This window comes from Phaeovulum sp. (assembly GCF_041596715.1).
Classification (GTDB): domain Bacteria; phylum Pseudomonadota; class Alphaproteobacteria; order Rhodobacterales; family Rhodobacteraceae; genus UBA6213.
The window spans coordinates 1-16,859 of the sequence record NZ_JBFHIA010000037.1; the positions used below are offsets into that span (position 1 = coordinate 1).

Below are 16,859 nucleotides of genomic sequence, written 5' to 3' on the forward strand. Positions count from 1 at the left end.
AGCTTGGCAGAAAGTAGCCGAGTTTCGTGCGCTGGTTGCGCCGCTTTGAGGGGAAGCAGATGCTGATTGTATGGTGAAGTTTGAATAATTTATTACTTGTTTATAATTGTATTTTCCGAAAACTTTGGTTTTTCAAACCTTTCGTGCAAGACTGTCATGCTGCCACATGAATGAGAGGATGCGATGCGAACGTTGTCTGCCCAAGGCTCTCTGTTGCTGCTGATCGACCTGCAAGCCCGGCTGTTGCCCGCCATTGCGGGTGGAGATGCGGTGCTGCGCAACGCCGCGCGATTGGTTGCCGGGGCACGCAGGCTAGAGGTGCCGCTGCTGTTCACCGAGCAATATCCACGCGGCCTTGGCGCAACTGCGCCGGAACTGGGTGCCGCCCCCGGTGAGGTGGCAGAAAAGACGACCTTTGACGCTTGCCGCGCACCTGGTCTTACCGCGCGGCTTGCACCGGACCGCGCCGTGGTGGTTGTGGGCACCGAGGCGCATGTCTGCGTGCTGCAAACCGTGCTTGGCCTGATCGGGGCAGGGCGACAGGTTGCGGTGGTGGCCGATGCCATAGGCTCGCGCACAGCCGACAACCGCACCGCAGCGTTGCAGCGTATGGCGCGTCACGGCGCAGAAATAGTCACCACCGAGATGGTGCTGTTCGAATGGCTGGGTGATGCCAGCCACCCCGCGTTTCGCGAGATTCAGGCGTTGATCAAGTAATCCGTGGCTGCCTGCTAGACCCGGATCGGGTTGGCTTTGGCAAGCAGGTCAAAAGCCTTCAGGTTTTCGATCAGCGCAGGCATCGCATCAAGCGGCACCATGTTCGGGCCGTCCGAGGGGGCCGTATCGGGCGTTTCGTGGGTTTCAAGGAAAACCCCGGCGATGCCAAGGCTGATCGCCGCGCGCGCCATCACCGGCGCAAACTCGCGCTGTCCGCCCGAAGACCCGCCAAGCCCGCCCGGCTGCTGCACCGAATGCGTCGCATCCATGATTACCGGGTAGCCTTCGCGCGCCATGATCGGCAGCGCGCGCATGTCGGCCACCAAGGTGTTGTAGCCAAACGAGGTTCCCCGCTCGGTCAGCAGAATGTTTTCATTGCCGCTCGATGCCACTTTGGCCGCGACATTGCGCATGTCCCAAGGTGCTAGAAACTGGCCCTTCTTGATGTTCACCACCGCCCCGGTTTCGCCCGCGGCCAGCAAAAGATCGGTCTGGCGGCAAAGAAACGCCGGGATCTGGATAATATCGACAACGCGCGCGGCGGCGCGCGCCTGTTCAATATCGTGCACATCGGTCAATACCGGGCAACCGACCGCGTCGCGCACCCGCGCGAGCACGCGCAACCCCTCGGCCATGCCGATACCGCGGCGACCTGAAAGAGAGGTGCGGTTGGCCTTGTCGTAGCTGGCCTTGAAGATGAACTGCACACCCGCACTGGCGCAGGCTTCGGCCAGCCTGCGCGCGATCATCAGTGCGTGTGCTTCGCTTTCCAACTGGCAGGGGCCGGCGATAAGCGCCATCGGCAAATCATTACCCAGTCGGCAGTTGCCGACTGCCACTTCGCGCATTGTCTGTGTCATGCTGCAACCTGTTCCCGCAAGATCGATGCGGTCAAAGAAATCATCAGATAGATACCGCCAAGGATCAAGAAGGCGAGGATCGTATTCTCGAAGGCGCGCGGGTAGGTGGCTTCGTCCGGGGCCACGGGGCGCACCCCGGTTGAGAGGTATCGTACCTGCTTGTTCGCCTCGATCCGCGCGGTTTCAAGCTGTTGCGCGGCCTGACTTAGCATCAATTGCCGGGTTTGCAGGTCGGCCTCGGCAATGCGCAATTGCCCGGTGACCGAGGCGAGCGATGTGGTGGTGCCGCTGCCTTGGGTCAGTTGCGACCGCAGGCTCGCAATCAGGCTTTCAAGCCGCGCGATATCGCCGCGCACACCATCGACGCGCGCTTGGTTGGGCTGGGGGTTGTCGAGCAATTGCTGCAACGAAAGCCGTTTTTCCTGCAACTGCAACTCGAACGAGCCGACCTGCTGCATCACCATCCCTGATTCCGTCACAGGATCGAGCACGCCAAGCTGTTGCTGCAATTCCAGCACCCGGCTTTGCGCGGCCAACACCTTGTCCTCGGCATCAGCATAGCTTTCGCGCGCGCCCTTCATCTGGTCTTCGCGCAGGCGCTGGGTAAGCTGGTCTACCTGCTCTTCGGCATAGCGGATCAGCGCTTCGGAAAACGCGGCCGAAACCTGTGGATCGGCGGCGATCACTTCCATCTTGATGATGCCTTCAGTCGGATCGTAGGCGATTTTCACGTTGCGCCGATACAGACGGTAGGCTTTCTCATTGGTTGCGCCAGGTTCAAGCCGCTGCAACGGGTCGATGTTCTCTTGGCTGAAGTGTTCCTTGAAGCCGAGTTCGTCATCAAGCCGCAGCATCGCATCACGCGACTGCAAATAGCTTTGCACGGTGATCGAATCCTGGCTTGTGGCCATGCCCGTGCCTGAAAACATCCCGCCGAGGCTGCTGCTTTGCTGGTCGGCCTGCTGGATCACGAACTCGGCTTTTGTGGCGTAAAACTTTGTCGCCATTGCAAAATAGTAATATCCCGCCATCAGCGTGGGCAGCATCACGAAAAAGGCCAGCCGCGTGAATAGCAGCAGAACCTTGCGGCGGCGGCGGCGCACGATGTCGCGCTGCATGGCGATGATTTCTGCGGCCCGGCGCGACTCGGTCATCGGTTCGGCCAATGCGGGGCTGCTGCCCGGGCGCACGGTTTGGGGCAGTTGCACGCGCGCGTCGGCTCCCGGCCCGTCGATACGCGCCAGCGCCATCGAACGCGCCGCTTCGGAATGGTCGGTCTGCGCCACAAGATCGAGCACACCCGAGTGCTGGAACGGGTCGATGCCACGGCGGCGCAGCAGCCGCACCGCCTCGAAATCCGAGGCGGATTCGATACCGTGTTTTTGCGCCACCCGGCGCGCCATACGCAATTGCCGCCCGCTCAAACCCTCGGCGCGGATAGCGGCGATTTCATCTTCGGGAGAGCGCGCAGAAGGCCCAAGCACCGTATCGGGCGCGGCTGTGGGGAAACGCGCATCGCCAAATCCGTCATCCTGCGGGGTAAGCAGGCTGTTGTCAGGGGCAGCGGCGGCGGCCGCAGCCGCGCCAGCACCAGCCGCGCCAGCAGACGCCGCCTCGCCCGCCTGCGCTGCGGTGGCGGGGGTGGCGAGTACCGGCGTGGCGCGCCGAACCCGAAATCGCTTAGCCTTGGGTACCGTAGTCATAGAGCTGTTTCGCTTCTTCCAAGGTGTCGAACATATGCAGCTTGCCGTCGCGCAGCACTGCGGCGGTGCGGCAGAACTTTTCCAACGTGGCGGCCTGATGCGAGACCACAATCACCGTGGCGCTTTGCAACCGCTCGCGCAGGATGTCGCCCGCCTTGCGGTTAAACTCGACATCGGTGGTTGAGGGCATCCCCTCATCGATCAGATAGATATCAAACTCCAGCGCAAGAAGCAGCGCGAAAGTGAAGCGCGCTTTCATGCCTTGGCTGTAGGTGCCCACCGGCATGTCGAAATATTCGTTGATGCCACACAGCCAGCGACAGAACGCCTCGACATAGTCGGGATCCAGCCCGTAGAGGCGGGCGATGAAACGCGCGTTCTCGGTGGCGGTATGCTTTGCCACCACCCCGCCCATGAAGCCAAGCGGAAACGAAACCCGGCAGCTTTTGCGTATCTCTCCCTCATCGGGCTTTTCCAGCCCTGCCATCATGTTGATGATTGTGGTCTTGCCCGTGCCGTTGGCGGCGAGGATTCCAAGGGATGTGCCCAGTTCGACCCGGAAAGTCGCCTGATCAAGGATTACCTTTCGGCGCTTGCCGGTCCAGAACGACTTGCTGACATTCACGAATTCAAGCATTGCGCGCTTTCGGCCCAGGTGACGGACGGCTGCACCCTAGGGTGCCTTTCTTAAAAAGGCTTCTAACCGCCCAATCAGGCAACATTATGTCTTGTGGCGGGGGCAATATGCAACGGCCACCGCAATTGTAGCAACGGTTGAAACGACGTGTTCAGTATTCGTGTCGTTCTATGCGCATCAGCTTGCCTACAACGATGGCCACAAAGGCCGCGCCAAAGCTGAACAGCGCGCCCATTTTTGCGGCATCCTGAATGTCACCGCTCGGGAAGGCCACAGATGCCACGAACAGCGCCACAGTAAAGCCGATCGCCGCAACGCAACCCAGCACGAACAGGTCTTTGAAGTTCATGCCTTCGGGCAGGCCAAAGCCAAGCACCCGCGCGCCAACCCAACCCATGATGAAGATCCCGATCGGCTTGCCAAGCAACAGCCCCAGCGCCACCAGCCATGTCGGCGCGCCGATGGCCGAAAACTCTACCCCCGCGTTGAACAGACCGAACAGGAACAGCACGATCTCGACGGGGTATTTCAGACGGTGCTCCATCCAGTTCAGCAAGTCTTTCAGATGTGCTTCGGCCTCGGCGAAAATGCCGTAGGGGCGGTCGGCATGCGGAATGGTCGCCACGACCGGCAGCAGGCCGAGTGCTGGGTGAATGCCTGCGCGCATGAACGCGTACCAGCTAAGCGCGCCCGCAATCAGATAGGGCCAGAACGAAAGCTTGCGCCGCACCCAAGTGGAGTTGGGGCGCAACTGATTGCCCCGGTCCAGTCGCCGCGGCAAGTCGTTGGCCAACAGATAAACCGCCAGCGCCGCCCCCAGCGATAACAGCAGCCACACCGGTGCCAATTCTCCGGTCGGGTAGAATATCGCAAGAATGATTAGCCCCGCCGCATCATCAGCGATCGCCAGCAATAGCAGAAACCGGATCGCCGGGTGCCCCGCGCCAAACACGATGCGCCCGACCAGATAGGAAAATGCGATATCCGTGGCCGTGGGAATGGCCCAGCCGCGGCTGACCGCATCGAACGTGTCAGAGCCCAGAACCATCGCGAGGCCAAGGTAGACTGCAATCGGCCCGAACATCCCGCCCGCCGTGGCGATAAGCGGCGTGGCCGCCTTGCGCCCACGCAATTCGCCGTTCTTGAGCACGACCGCTTCCCAGACTTCCTTGCCTGCCATTGCAAAGAAGAAGGCCATCAGAATGTCATTGACGACGAACTGCGTCGTCAGCGTGCGGCTGAAGTGGCCATCGGCCTCGTGCAGATGGCCGATGAAAAAGTCATGAACCAACGGATATTCGATCAGCGCCCGATAACTTTCAGGGTCGGTATTGGCCCAGATCAGCGCCAGCGATGCCCCGGCAATAAGAAGCAATGAATAGCTGGTGATAAAGTTCCAGACTCTGTACATGGCAGCCAATCTCCCCCGTCCCTTGCGAAGTTTGTATGCCATCGTATGGCGTAGGTGCAACCGCTCCGACGCCATGTTTTGCGGCTTTTGCTTGCCCCGTCGCGCCTCGCGGTCTAGGGGGGCGGAAACCCAGCATCGGAAAGCCCGCCATGACCCAACCCACCGCATATGATCTGGCACATGCCGCAGCCGAAGCCGCCCCCGACGATGCACAGCTGCGCATGGCGCTGTTCGGTTTTCTGGCCGATGCCGAACTGTTCCTGCTGCTCGAATCCGAACCGGTGGGTGATGCGATCACGCCGCAGCTGTTCGAGACCGAGGCCGGGAACTACGTTCTCGCTTTCGATCTGGAAGAGCGGTTGAGCGCCTTCAGCGGTGTGCCCGCGCCTTATGCGGCGCTACCGGGGCGGGTGATCGCACAGTATCTTGCGGGCGAGGAGGTCGGGCTGGGGCTGAACCTCGGGGTTGCCGACTCGGCCATGCTGCTGCCGCCAGAGGCTTTGGAATGGTTGACCGAAACCCTGAGCAGCGCGCCAGAGGCGGCTTCGGGCACTCCTGTCGCCTTCACCACCCTCAGCTTCGGCCCTGCCGCACTCAGCGCCTTGCTGACCGCGCTTGAGATGAAGTTCGTGCATCTTGCAGGCACTGCCGCGCAGGCGCTGCTGGCGGGCGTCGAATACGAAGACGGAAGCCGTGGCCACATGCTGGCGTTTCTTGGTGCCGTGCAAGGTGCCGAACCCGCATTGGCAAAGGCCGTGGCCGAGGCATTGGCATTTTCGGGGCTGGAGGCGGGCGCGCTCGACGTTGCCTTTGTTACTGGCGAAGAGGCGCTTTTCGCACAGCTTGCCGAGGTGGCGCAGGTGTTCGATCTGCCCGAGCCCGAGAAGGAAACCCATCAAGTAATCGAGCCGGGCTCTGCCCCCGGAATGGACCCGGACAAGCCGCCAATCTTGCGCTAGCATCAAGGCTTGCGCCGCCCGCGCAAAGCAGGGGCGGCGCAATTGTCGGACAAAGGGCCTTAGCGGCCGCGGATGCGCGGGTCCAGCGCGTCGCGCAGACCATCACCGATGTAGTTCACGCTCAGCACTGTCAGCGAGATCATCACGCCGGGCATGATCACCCGCGCGGGGTAAAGCTGCATCGCATCCACCGCGTCAAACAACAGCCGCCCCCAAGTGGGGAAGTCCGGCGGAAAGCCCAAGCCCAGAAAGCTGAGCGCGGATTCAGTGATGATCGCGCTGGCGATGCCGAGCGTGGCGGAAACCATGATCGGGCTCATCACGTTGGGCAGGATGTGGCGCGTAATCATTCGCCGCGGTGGGGTGCCGATGCTGCGCGCGGCCAAGACGAACTCTGCCTCTTTCAGCGCCAGCACCGAGCCGCGCACGATCCGCGCGCTTTGCATCCAGCTGGTTGCGCCGATGGCGGTGACGATCAGGATGAAGATCCCGGTTTCCGGCCCAAAGCTGCGCGAAAGCGGATCGCGAAACAGCGTCACCATCAGTAGCAAAAGCGGCAGCAGCGGCAGTGCCAAAAACAGGTCTGTGCCCCGCATCAGCAGGTTTTCCAGCCGTTTGAAGTAGCCCGCAAGCACACCCATCGTGGTGCCAAGGGTGATCGACAGCAGCATCGCAGTCAGCCCGACCGAGATCGAGACTTTGCCGCCTGCCATGATCCGCGCCAGCATGTCGCGGCCCAACTGGTCGGTGCCCAGGGGATGCGCTGCCGAAAAGCCCTGATTGCGGGCGCGCAGGTTCACATAGCCCGGATCTTGCGTCCAGATCCAAGGCCCGATGATGATCAGCGCGAGGATCGAGAAGAACACCGCAAGGCCGATCAGCGCGCCCTTGTGGGTCTTGAACTGATCCCAGACATCCCACCACTGGTTACGGGGCGCACTACGCTTTGCAGCAATCGAGATGGCGTCAGTCATAGCGGATCCTCGGGTCGAGTATGCCGTAGAGTAGGTCGGCAATCAGGTTGAAGGTCACGATCAGGATCGCGAAGATGAAGGTCAACGTCATGACCATGGGCATGTCGTTGGAATGGATCGAGGTAATCAGTTGCTGCCCGAGGCCGTTCACCTTGAACACCTGTTCGGTGATGATGGCACCGCCAAAGATGGTGGGCACACCCAGCGCAATCACCGTAACCACCGGGATCAGCGAGTTGCGCAGCACATGCACCATCACGACGATCTTTTCGGACAATCCCTTGGCGCGTGCGGTGCGCACATAGTCCTGATTGAGGTTGTCGAGCATTGAAGAGCGCATGAACCGGCTGATCTGCGCCGCATTATAGAGCGACAGCACCATCACCGGCATTGCCATTTGCCGCACCTGAACCAGAAAACTTTCCCAGTCTGTGACGCGGTGCATGGTGTCATAGATCGAGGGAAACCACTGCAACTTGACGCCGAAAACGATGATCAGCACCACGCCGGTAAAGAAGGTCGGCACCGAAAACCCGACCATCGAGACAAAGGTGCCAAGCTGGTCGAACCACGAATATTGCCGATATGCCGAGTAGATACCGATCGGCAGCGCGATCGACACCCCGATCAGATACGAAAGGCCGACTACCGTCAGGGTTTGCGGAACGCGCTGCGCGATGATCTGCATCACCGGCTGGCGCGACTGGAACGAGATCACTCGCTGCATGCCTTCGGCGTAGTTCGTGTTGAAAAGGTAATCGAAGAGGTTCAGCGGCTCGATCCAGAAGAACTGCTTGAGCCAAAGCAGATAGCGCACATACCACGCGCTATCGAGGCCAAGGGCCGCGCGCATCTTTTCCTTCACTTCCGGCGGCACGGTTAGCGGCACTTCGCCCAAGGGGTCGCCGGGGGCGGCCTCAAGCAGCAGGAAGATCACCAGTGAAATGATCAGAAGCGTCGGGATTGCGATGAGTAAACGTCGCAGGGCAAAGTTGAACATCGGTGCCTCGGATCAGTTCGCTTGGGTAGGGAGAGCGCCGCCCCAGCAAAAAGCAGGGGCGGCGCGGGGTTCATATCACTTCACGCGATACCAGTCGGAAGCGTTCCACAGTTCGCTATCCCAGGTGTTGAGCACAACACCGCCAAGGGTCAGCGAACGGGCCGAAAGCCGACCACGGTCGACCAGCGGCACAACGGTCATCGTGTCTTTGGTCAGCATGTCGTTCATCTTCTTGGCAAGTTCCGCCCGTTTGTCCATTTCGCCGGTGCGGCCTAGCTCGACAACAAGCGCGTCATAGGCTGGGTCGCAATAGCGGTTGACGTTTTCACCCTGCCACTGGGTCGCCGGCGAAGGCGCCTTGTCGCAGGTGTATTGCGCCAGGTAGGGTTCCGGGTCGGTACCGTCGAAGTTGTTGGCGTACATTTCGACGTCTGCATAGAACTTCTGGAAGGTGTCAGGCGAACCCGCGTCACCGCCGAAGAACACGCTGGCGTCGATTGCCTTAAGCTCGACTTCAACGCCGATCTCGTTCCACCACTGCTTGATGATCGACTGGAAGTCCTGACGCACGGCGTTCACCGAGGTCTGGTAAAGCAGCTTCAGGCGCATCCCGTCTTTTTCGCGCACGCCGTCAGAGCCCACTTTCCAGCCGGCTTCTTCCAGCAAGGCTTTCGCACCTTCGATGTCCTGCACAAGGCAGTCGGTGTTGTCGGAGGCGTACATCTGCGGGGCGGGAACCAGATTGCACGTTGCCCGGCCAGCGTTGCCATAGCCGATTTCAACCAGAATATCGCGGTCGATAGCCATGCTCAGCGCCTTGCGCACGCGGAAGTCCGAAAGAATCGGGTGCGGATGCGCAACCGTGGCACGCTCGCCTTCGGGCAGCGTGGCCGACGGGTCGGTCATGTTCATTTCGATACGCTCGACAAGGGTGCCGAAGGCATAGATGAACTCGCCCTTGCCGCCCGCGGTCATCTGACCTTGCACTTCGGGCGAGATCTGGGTGTTCCAGGCATAGTCGTATTCGCCCGTCTCCATGACCGCACGCGCCGCGGCTGCCGCTTCGCCGCCACCCTTGACGGTGACGCGCGCAAACGCCGGCTTGGCCGGATCGCGGTAGTTCGGGTTGGCTTCCATCTGCACCACGTCGTTGGTGCGGAACTCGGTCACGCGGAACGGGCCGGTGCCGATGGGCGCAAAGTTCTGATCGGTGCAGCTCGACGCGGCAGCGCCCATGCAGTTTGCGAACTGCGCGGCTTGCAGCAGCGGCGAAGTCGCGCCGACAAAGGCGGTGTAGGGGTTCGGGCGCGGTTCATTGTAGGTGATCTTGACGGTCAGATCGTCAAGCGCCTCGACCGACTTGATGCCTTCGTAGCGCGCCAGCTGTGCGCAACCACCGGCCGGATCCATGCAGTAATTTGCAGTGAAAACGGCGTCTTGCGCGGTAACCGGGGTGCCATCAGACCAGACCAGACCCGGCTTCAGTTTCCAAGTGATGCTGGTCAGATCAGCCGAGACGCCGCCGTTTTCCACGGTCGGGATTTCGGTCACAAGGCGCGGGATGACCTCGCCATTTTCGTTGAAGCCCGCGAGCGGCTCGATCACGAGGCTTGCGGCTTCCACGTCTTTGGTGCCCGACGACAGATAGGGGTTCAGCGTCGAGACGGCTTGCCAGTAGATGATCCTCACTTCACCATCGGTGCCGCGCTCGGCAAACGCTGCGGGGGCGAACGCTAAGGCTGCCACCGCGCCCAGAAGGGCGGTTTTCAGTTTCATGTCAAACTCCTCGTTGGGTCGGTTGATTGTCGTTGCTCAAACGGGTCTTGCCCGCTGGGGTGTTTGCTGCCGTTGTTTCGGCAGTCGCTGCGGTTTCGTAAAGATGGCAGGCCACAAAGCGGCCCGGCTCGATCTCGCGGCTAACCGGTTCGATGCGGTGACAGATATCCATCACCTTCGGGCAGCGCGTGCAAAAGTTGCAGCCCTGCGGCGGGTTGGCGGGCGAGGGGACGTCGCCGGTCAGAATGATGCGCCGGCGCGTCAATTCGTTTTCGGGGTTTGGTTCGGGCACGGCTGAAAGCAGCGCCTGCGTGTAGGGGTGCTTGGGGCTTTCATAAAGCGCATCGCGACTGGCAAGCTCGACGATCTGGCCCAGATACATCACCGCCACGCGGTCGGCGATATGGCGCACCATGCTCAGATCGTGGCTGATAAACAGATAGGTCAGCCCCAGCCTGTCCTGCAATTCTTCCAGCAGGTTGACCACCTGCGCCTGAATCGAGACATCCAGCGCCGCGATCGGTTCGTCACAGACGATGAACTTGGGGTTCAAGGCCAGTGCGCGGGCAATGCCGATGCGCTGGCGCTGGCCGCCCGAAAAGGCATGCGGATACCGGTTGGCAAAATCGCGGCTCAGGCCCACCGCATCCATCAATTCATAGATCCGCTCGAGTTTCTCGGCGCGGCTGAGTTTGGTGTGCTCGTCCAGCGGCTCGCCGATGATTCCGGCCACGGTCATGCGCGGGTTCAGGCTCGCTTGCGGGTCCTGAAACACCATCTGCATGGTCGGGCGCATCCGGCGCAGTTCATCATGGTCGAGCGAAGCGATATCGACGCCGCCAATACGGATCGAACCTTCCGTGATGTTGTAAAGCCGCAGCAAGGCCCGCCCGCATGTGGATTTACCGCAACCCGATTCCCCCACAAGCCCCAGCGTCTCGCCTTCGAAGATATTGAAAGAGACGCCATCGACCGCCTTCACGTCCCCGACCTTGCGCCGCAGCAGGCCCGCCGTGATTGGGAAATACATTCGCAGCCCGTCAACCTCGACCAGCGTTTTCTTGGTGGGGGTGTGGTCAAGCATCGGCATTTCTCCGCGCGCGGGTCATACAAGCGCGCCGTTCTGGTCGAAATCGCGGAAACAGGCGACATCGTGGCCCGGTCCAACCTTGCGGCGCTGCGGGTTTTCGGCCGCGCAACGCTCGATAGCATTCACACAACGTGGCCGGAACGGGCAGGATGTCGGCACAGCGGTCAACATCGGCGGCTGGCCTTCGATCACGTTCAACTTGGCCGCCCGCGCGCCACGCACACTGGGTACGGTTTTCAGCAGGGCGCGCGTGTAAGGGTGGCGGGGGTGGGCGAATAGCTCTTTCACCGGTGCCTGTTCGACGATCTGGCCACCATACATCACGATCACCCGGTCCGCGATGCCCGCGATCACGCCAAGGTCATGGGTAATCCAGACAATCGCCATGCCGAGCTTGTGGCGCAATTCGCGCACCAGTTCGAGAATCTGCGCCTGAATCGTCACATCAAGCGCCGTCGTCGGCTCGTCAGCAATCAGCACCTTCGGGTCGCAGGCCAGCGCGATGGCGATCATCACCCGCTGCCGCATACCGCCCGAAAACTGGTGCGGATAATCGTCCAACCGACGCGCAGCATCGGGGATATTGACCAGTTCCAGCAGTTCCTGTGCGCGCTTGCGTGCGGCATCCTTGGTCATGCCAAGGTGGCGGCGCAGCGGCTCCATGATCTGGAAGCCCACGGTAAACACCGGGTTCAGCGAGGTCATCGGGTCTTGGAAGATGAAACCGACGCCAAGCCCGCGCACCTTGCGCAATTCGCTGGGCGTGCACTTCAACAGGTCGCGGCCGTCGAACATCACCTTGCCTTCGCGCACCTCGGCGGGCGGCGAGGGCAAAAGGCCCAGCAGCGACATCATCGTGACCGATTTGCCTGAACCGGACTCGCCAACCACGCCAAGCAACTCGCCCGGCTTGATGTCAAAGCTGACGGAATTGACGGCATGCACCTCTCCACCGCGAACCTTGAACACGGTCTTGAGGCCCTCGACATGAAGGACAGCTTGCGCCCCATCGGGCATGTAATGCTCCTAGTCTGTTGTTATTGTTTTCTTTTGCGCGCGGTTATCCGCCCCCCCAGGCGGGATCATTCGTGGCAGTGTTAGAGATTTTTTTGCTCCACGCAAGTTCGATTCTGTTTCGTTGCCGCCAAGGAAAATCTCGCCGCGGCGCTTGGCGCGGGGGTTGCGCTCTGCCCAAACCCGGCGCAGCTTGCGCATCGCAATTTCGGAGAATGCCATGTCAGACCTCGCCACCGCCCGCTTTGTGCTAGAACGCCTTGTCAGTTTTCCCAGCGTCAGCCGCGGCTCCAATCTCGACCTGATCGAATGGGTGCGCGACTGGCTTCAAGAGCAGGGTATCACCGCCACCGTAGTGCCCGCGCCGGGTGGGCAAAAAGCCAGTCTTTTCGCGCAGGTGGGCCCGAATGTTCCGGGCGGGGTGGTGCTTTCCGGGCATTCCGACGTGGTTCCCGTAGACGGTCAGGATTGGAGCTCCGACCCCTTCACCGTGGTCGAGCGCGATGGCCGCCTCTATGGCCGCGGCACCTGCGATATGAAGGGATTTGATGCGCTGGCTATTGCCGCACTGGTGCTGGCGCATCGGCGCGGTGTCAAACGGCCCCTGCAACTCGCGCTAAGCCATGACGAGGAACTGGGCTGCATCGCCTGCATCCCGATGATCGAGGCGATGGCGGCATTGCCGCGCGCCAGTGCTGTAATCGTGGGCGAACCGACGATGATGAAGGTCGTCACCGGCCACAAGGGCGGCATGGCCTACGGGGTGCACGTAAAGGGCTATGAAGTGCATTCCTCGATCATGCACGAAGGCGTCAACGCCATTCTCGAAGGGGCCAAGCTGCTGACTTGGGTCAATGAGCAGAATGCCGCAAGTCGTGCAGCAACGCCCGCGCCACTGGCGGCCACGTTCTACCCGCCATGGACCACCGTGCACACCGGGCAGATTTCCGGTGGCACAGCGCACAACATCACCGCGGGTGATTGCGAGTTTGGCGTTGATTTCAGGGTTGTACCCGGTGACGAGCCCGAACAATGGCGGCAAAAGTTTTACGACAAGGTGGCCGAGGTCGAGGCCGAAATGCGCACCGTGCGCCCCGAGGCGGGGATCACGGTAGAGGAGCGTTTCGCGCTACCACCGCTTACCCCCGAAACCGATGGCGCGGCCGAGGCACTTGCGCGCAAGCTTACCGGTGACAACGCGCGGCATGTGGTCAGCTATGGCACCGAGGCCGGGCAGTTTCAGGTGCGCGGATGGTCGGCGGTGGTGTGCGGGCCGGGCGACATCGCACAGGCGCATCAGGCCGACGAATACCTGAGCGTGGCGCAGTTTCAGGCGGGTTGGGCGTTTTTGGAGCAACTTGTGAAGGATCTCGAGCGCTGATTGCCCCGAATCGGGGTGTGGTTGCTTTGACCGGGGGCTCGGCGCGCTGCCCCCGGCCTCACATCACAAGATTTCAGGGTATTGCAGCGTCTGCGGCTTTTCGATCAAATCCCGTTGCTGCGCGTTCCGACGGTGGCAGAGCGTAAAGGGCCTGCCGGGTTCTTTTGCACCTTGGCCACGCAGGCCGCACCATACGCTTTTTCGCCCAAGGCTGGCCGTGAAAGCGTGGCGCGTGCGGCGGCGCGGCCGGGGGGTTGCAGCCAAAGCCGTTTCGGAACACGGTACCGCAAAAGGAGAGTCGAAATGCCCGTAAAGAACCGTTTTGCCGAACTGTTGCCCGAAATCACTGCCTGGCGACGCGATTTTCACGAACATCCCGAGCTGCTGTTTGACGTGCAGCGCACGGCGGGAAAGGTGGCCGAACTGCTGCGCGGTTTTGGTTGCGACGAGGTTGTCGAGGGGATCGGCAAGACCGGTGTGGTCGCCGTGATCCGCGGCAAAAGCGATAGCAAGGGCCGGGTGATCGGGCTGCGCGCCGACATGGACGCGCTGCCGATATTCGAAGCCACCGGGCTTGACTACGCCTCCAAGACCCCCGGCAAGATGCATGCCTGCGGCCATGACGGGCACACCGCAATGCTGTTGGGCGCCGCGAAATACCTTTGCGAAACCCGTAACTTCGACGGCACCGCGGTGATGATCTTCCAACCTGCCGAAGAAGGTGGCGGCGGCGGGCGCGAGATGGTGAACGACGGCATGATGGACCGCTGGGGCATTCAGGAAGTTTACGGCATGCACAACATGCCCGGTATTCCGGTTGGCACCTTTGCGATTCGGCCCGGCGCGCAGATGGCTGCGGCGGACCAGTTTGAAGTGGTGGTCACCGGCAAGGGCGGGCACGCCGCAAAACCGCACGAATGTATCGATACCACGCTGGTTGCGGCGCAGATCGTTGTTGCGATGCAGTCAATCGCCAGCCGTAACGTTGACCCGCTGAAACAGGTCGTGGTTTCGATCTGCACTTTCCGCACTGAATCGGAGGCGCATAACGTCATTCCGCAAACGGTTCTGCTGCGCGGCACGGTGCGCACCATGGACCACGCCGTTCAGGATTTCGTTGAAGCGCGCGTCAAGGCCATTGCCGAAGGCACTGCGGCCGCTTTTGGCGCAACGGCCAAGGTTGATTACCAGCGCGGCTACCCCGTAACGATGAACGCGCCCGAAAACACGGATTACGCGATCAAGGTGGCGCAGGCGGTTTCAGGGCAGGTCGATGCCGATACCGCGCCACTTATGGGTGCCGAGGATTTCAGCTTCATGCTGAACGCGCGGCCCGGCGCTTATATCTTCCTTGGCAACGGTGACACCGCGATGGTGCACCATCCGGCCTATAACTTTGACGACAACGCCATTCCCTTCGGCTCCAGCTGGTATGCGGGCATGGTTGAAGAACGGATGCCCGCCGCCTGAGCAGGCCATATCCACCGCCGCCGCGCCGGTTCAGGCGCGGCGCGCGCCTTAGCGCAGCACGTGCACCGAGCATTTGGCCTGCCGCACCACGCGCGAGGCGGTCGAGCCAAGGAAATAGTCGGTCAGCCCCGGCCTGTGCGATGCAAGCACGATGCAGTCGGCCTCATTGTCGCGCGCCCATGCAATGATTTCTGGGCCCGCAGCACCGCGCATAAGCGCGGTCTGGCCGCCCGGCACCTTTTTGGCAAGGTCATCGAGGGCCGCTTGCACGGCGACGGACAGATTGTCCAAATACCCTTCGGGCATGTAGTCGATGGCGTAATTCGGCACTTCTTCCATTACATGCAGCAGGGTGATGCGGGCCCCCTTGTCGGCCAGCGTGCGCGCTGCGGCCAGTGCGGGTTCGGGGTCTCTGTCGTGGTCAAAAGCGATTGGCACAAGGATATTGCGATACATTTGCGCTCTCCGATCATTACGAGGTTAGTCTAGCGCGGCAAGGCGGCGCGCGCGTTGATGCAGGTCAGTCGGGGCTGTTTAGCCGCCGGTATGGCTCATCGTGCGGCTCATGCGGCCAGCGACGCCCGTGCGCGAATAGTCAAAATCGTGACCGCGCGGTTTGTGCGCTATAGCATCGCGGATGGCAGCCACAAGCAGGTCGTCATCGGGGCCGGCGCGCAGCGGTGCGCGCAGGTCGGCGCGCCCTTCCTGCCCGAGGCAGGTGAACAGATCGCCCGTGCAAGTCACCCGCACCCGGTTGCAGCTTTCGCAGAAATTATGCGTAAGTGGGGTGATGAAGCCAACCTTCTGGCCGCTTTCGACCAGCCGCACATAGGTTGCAGGGCCCCCGGTGCGTTCGGACAGCGGCTCGATCGTGAAGCGGCTGGCAAGGCGCGCGCGCACATCGCTTAGCGGCCAATACTGCGACAATTGCAATGCGTCGTCGAACTCGCCCATCGGCATCAATTCGATGAAGGTCAGATCATGGCCTTCGGCCGCGCACCAATCGACCAGCGCGAACAATTCTTCTTCGTTGAAGCCTTTGAGCGCCACGGTATTGATCTTCACGCGCAGGCCGGCCGCTTTCGCGGCGGCAACGCCCTCAAGCACCTGTTCCAGCCGCCCCCAACGCGTGACATGCGCGAACTTCTCGGCATCGAGCGTGTCGAGCGACACGTTGATCCGCTTGACACCGCAATCGACCAGTTCTGCCGCGTGGCGCGCCAGCTGCGTGCCGTTGGTGGTCAGTGTCAATTCGTCCAGCGCGCCGCTTTCAAGGTGGCGCGACATTGCGCGGAACAGGGAAATGATATTTTTGCGCACCAGCGGTTCGCCCCCGGTGATGCGCAGTTTGCGCGTGCCGAGTGCGACAAAGGCCGTGGCGAGACGGTCGAGTTCCTCCAGCGTCAGCAGATCGCGCTTGGGCAGAAACTGCATATGCTCGGTCATGCAGTAGCGGCAGCGCAGATCGCACCGATCCGTAACAGAAAGCCGCAGATAACTGATGGTGCGGCCGAAGGGATCGCTAAGCGTACTCATGCACTCATGTTAAACTTCTGGCGCAGTCGTGCAAGTGTCCTGCAATGCGGATCGAGCGCCATTTGCCGCAGATCAGAGGTATTTGGACGCCTCCTTCAGCGCGAAAGGCTTGAGCGTTGCACCATGTTCATCCAGCCATGCGCGCGCGCGGTCGGCATCGTGCTTGGACAGGTCGCGCAGCCACCAAGCGATGGCTTTCTGGATGAACCAGTCGCGGTCGGGGGCAAGTGCCGTGGCCCAGCCCAGAACGCGGGTGCGCACCGCCTCGTCGGCGGGCTTGGGGTGGGGCAGGCGGGTCCAAGGTAGGGTGAAGGTCAGTGCGGCGCGGCGC

The 16,859-nt window shown here is 61.5% G+C and carries 17 protein-coding genes; 4 read left to right on the forward strand and 13 right to left on the reverse strand.

Annotated elements, in window-relative coordinates; all coding sequences use genetic code 11:
• The first annotated feature begins 183 nt into the window (after positions 1-183).
• Positions 184-717 (forward strand): isochorismatase family protein, encoded by a 534-nt coding sequence (locus ABY403_RS04195; protein ID WP_372839205.1) that lies wholly within the window; start codon positions 184-186, stop codon positions 715-717.
• Positions 718-731: 14 nt separating this feature from the next.
• On the opposite strand, the gene kdsA is transcribed toward ABY403_RS04195, so the two are convergent.
• From kdsA to ABY403_RS04215, 4 genes are all read right to left on the reverse strand, one after another.
• Positions 732-1,565, reverse strand: a complete 834-nt coding sequence (kdsA, locus tag ABY403_RS04200; RefSeq protein WP_372839256.1) for a 3-deoxy-8-phosphooctulonate synthase — start codon at positions 1,563-1,565, stop codon at positions 732-734.
• An 8-nt stretch (positions 1,566-1,573) separates the two neighbouring features.
• On the reverse strand, positions 1,574-3,280 hold the full coding sequence (locus ABY403_RS04205; protein ID WP_372839208.1) for a capsule biosynthesis protein: 1,707 nt from the start codon (positions 3,278-3,280) through the stop codon (positions 1,574-1,576).
• A complete protein-coding gene (locus ABY403_RS04210) occupies positions 3,258-3,917 on the reverse strand; it encodes an ABC transporter ATP-binding protein (RefSeq protein ID WP_372839211.1) in 660 nt (219 codons plus the stop codon). Before ABY403_RS04210 ends, ABY403_RS04205 begins: the two co-directional genes overlap by 23 nt.
• Before the next feature lie 151 nt (positions 3,918-4,068).
• Positions 4,069-5,328, reverse strand: coding sequence for a Na+/H+ antiporter NhaA (locus tag ABY403_RS04215; RefSeq protein WP_372839214.1), 1,260 nt, complete (start codon positions 5,326-5,328; stop codon positions 4,069-4,071).
• A 149-nt stretch (positions 5,329-5,477) separates the two neighbouring features.
• On the opposite strand from ABY403_RS04215, the gene ABY403_RS04220 reads away from it, so the two are divergent.
• Positions 5,478-6,287 (forward strand): SseB family protein, encoded by an 810-nt coding sequence (locus ABY403_RS04220; RefSeq protein WP_372839217.1) that lies wholly within the window; start codon positions 5,478-5,480, stop codon positions 6,285-6,287.
• A gap of 59 nt (positions 6,288-6,346) precedes the next feature.
• Here ABY403_RS04220 and ABY403_RS04225 read toward each other — a convergent pair whose 3' ends face one another.
• The 6 genes from ABY403_RS04225 to ABY403_RS04250 form a co-directional block, all read right to left on the reverse strand.
• Entirely contained in the window at positions 6,347-7,261 is a 915-nt protein-coding gene (locus ABY403_RS04225; protein ID WP_372839221.1) for an ABC transporter permease, read from the reverse strand.
• The gene (locus tag ABY403_RS04230) at positions 7,254-8,261 is read right to left on the reverse strand and encodes an ABC transporter permease (RefSeq protein WP_372839224.1); all 1,008 of its coding nucleotides are present in this window, start codon (positions 8,259-8,261) and stop codon (positions 7,254-7,256) included. The genes ABY403_RS04225 and ABY403_RS04230 overlap by 8 nt, the downstream gene beginning before the upstream one ends.
• A gap of 75 nt (positions 8,262-8,336) precedes the next feature.
• A complete protein-coding gene (locus ABY403_RS04235) occupies positions 8,337-10,037 on the reverse strand; it encodes a peptide ABC transporter substrate-binding protein (protein ID WP_372839227.1) in 1,701 nt (566 codons plus the stop codon).
• A 1-nt stretch (position 10,038) separates the two neighbouring features.
• A complete protein-coding gene (locus tag ABY403_RS04240; RefSeq protein ID WP_372839230.1) occupies positions 10,039-11,121 on the reverse strand; it encodes an ABC transporter ATP-binding protein in 1,083 nt (360 codons plus the stop codon).
• A gap of 21 nt (positions 11,122-11,142) precedes the next feature.
• Positions 11,143-12,144: an ABC transporter ATP-binding protein gene (locus tag ABY403_RS04245; RefSeq protein WP_372839233.1), complete on the reverse strand. Its 1,002-nt coding sequence runs from the start codon at positions 12,142-12,144 to the stop codon at positions 11,143-11,145.
• A gap of 9 nt (positions 12,145-12,153) precedes the next feature.
• Entirely contained in the window at positions 12,154-12,363 is a 210-nt protein-coding gene (locus tag ABY403_RS04250; protein ID WP_372839237.1) for a hypothetical protein, read from the reverse strand.
• Here ABY403_RS04250 and argE point away from each other — a divergent pair.
• The gene (argE, locus tag ABY403_RS04255; RefSeq protein ID WP_372839240.1) at positions 12,362-13,522 is read left to right on the forward strand and encodes an acetylornithine deacetylase; all 1,161 of its coding nucleotides are present in this window, start codon (positions 12,362-12,364) and stop codon (positions 13,520-13,522) included. The genes ABY403_RS04250 and argE overlap by 2 nt on opposite strands.
• Before the next feature lie 303 nt (positions 13,523-13,825).
• Complete coding sequence (locus ABY403_RS04260; RefSeq protein ID WP_372839243.1) at positions 13,826-14,992, forward strand: M20 aminoacylase family protein; 1,167 nt, start codon at positions 13,826-13,828, stop codon at positions 14,990-14,992.
• 48 nt (positions 14,993-15,040) lie between these two features.
• Here ABY403_RS04260 and ABY403_RS04265 read toward each other — a convergent pair whose 3' ends face one another.
• The 3 genes from ABY403_RS04265 to ABY403_RS04275 form a co-directional block, all read right to left on the reverse strand.
• On the reverse strand, positions 15,041-15,448 hold the full coding sequence (locus ABY403_RS04265; RefSeq protein ID WP_372839246.1) for a universal stress protein: 408 nt from the start codon (positions 15,446-15,448) through the stop codon (positions 15,041-15,043).
• Positions 15,449-15,526: 78 nt separating this feature from the next.
• Positions 15,527-16,528 (reverse strand): GTP 3',8-cyclase MoaA, encoded by a 1,002-nt coding sequence (gene moaA, locus ABY403_RS04270; protein ID WP_372839250.1) that lies wholly within the window; start codon positions 16,526-16,528, stop codon positions 15,527-15,529.
• Between the two features lie 72 nt (positions 16,529-16,600).
• Positions 16,601-16,859: DNA alkylation repair protein (locus tag ABY403_RS04275; protein WP_372839253.1), on the reverse strand; the 259-nt coding region annotated here is incomplete at its 5' end.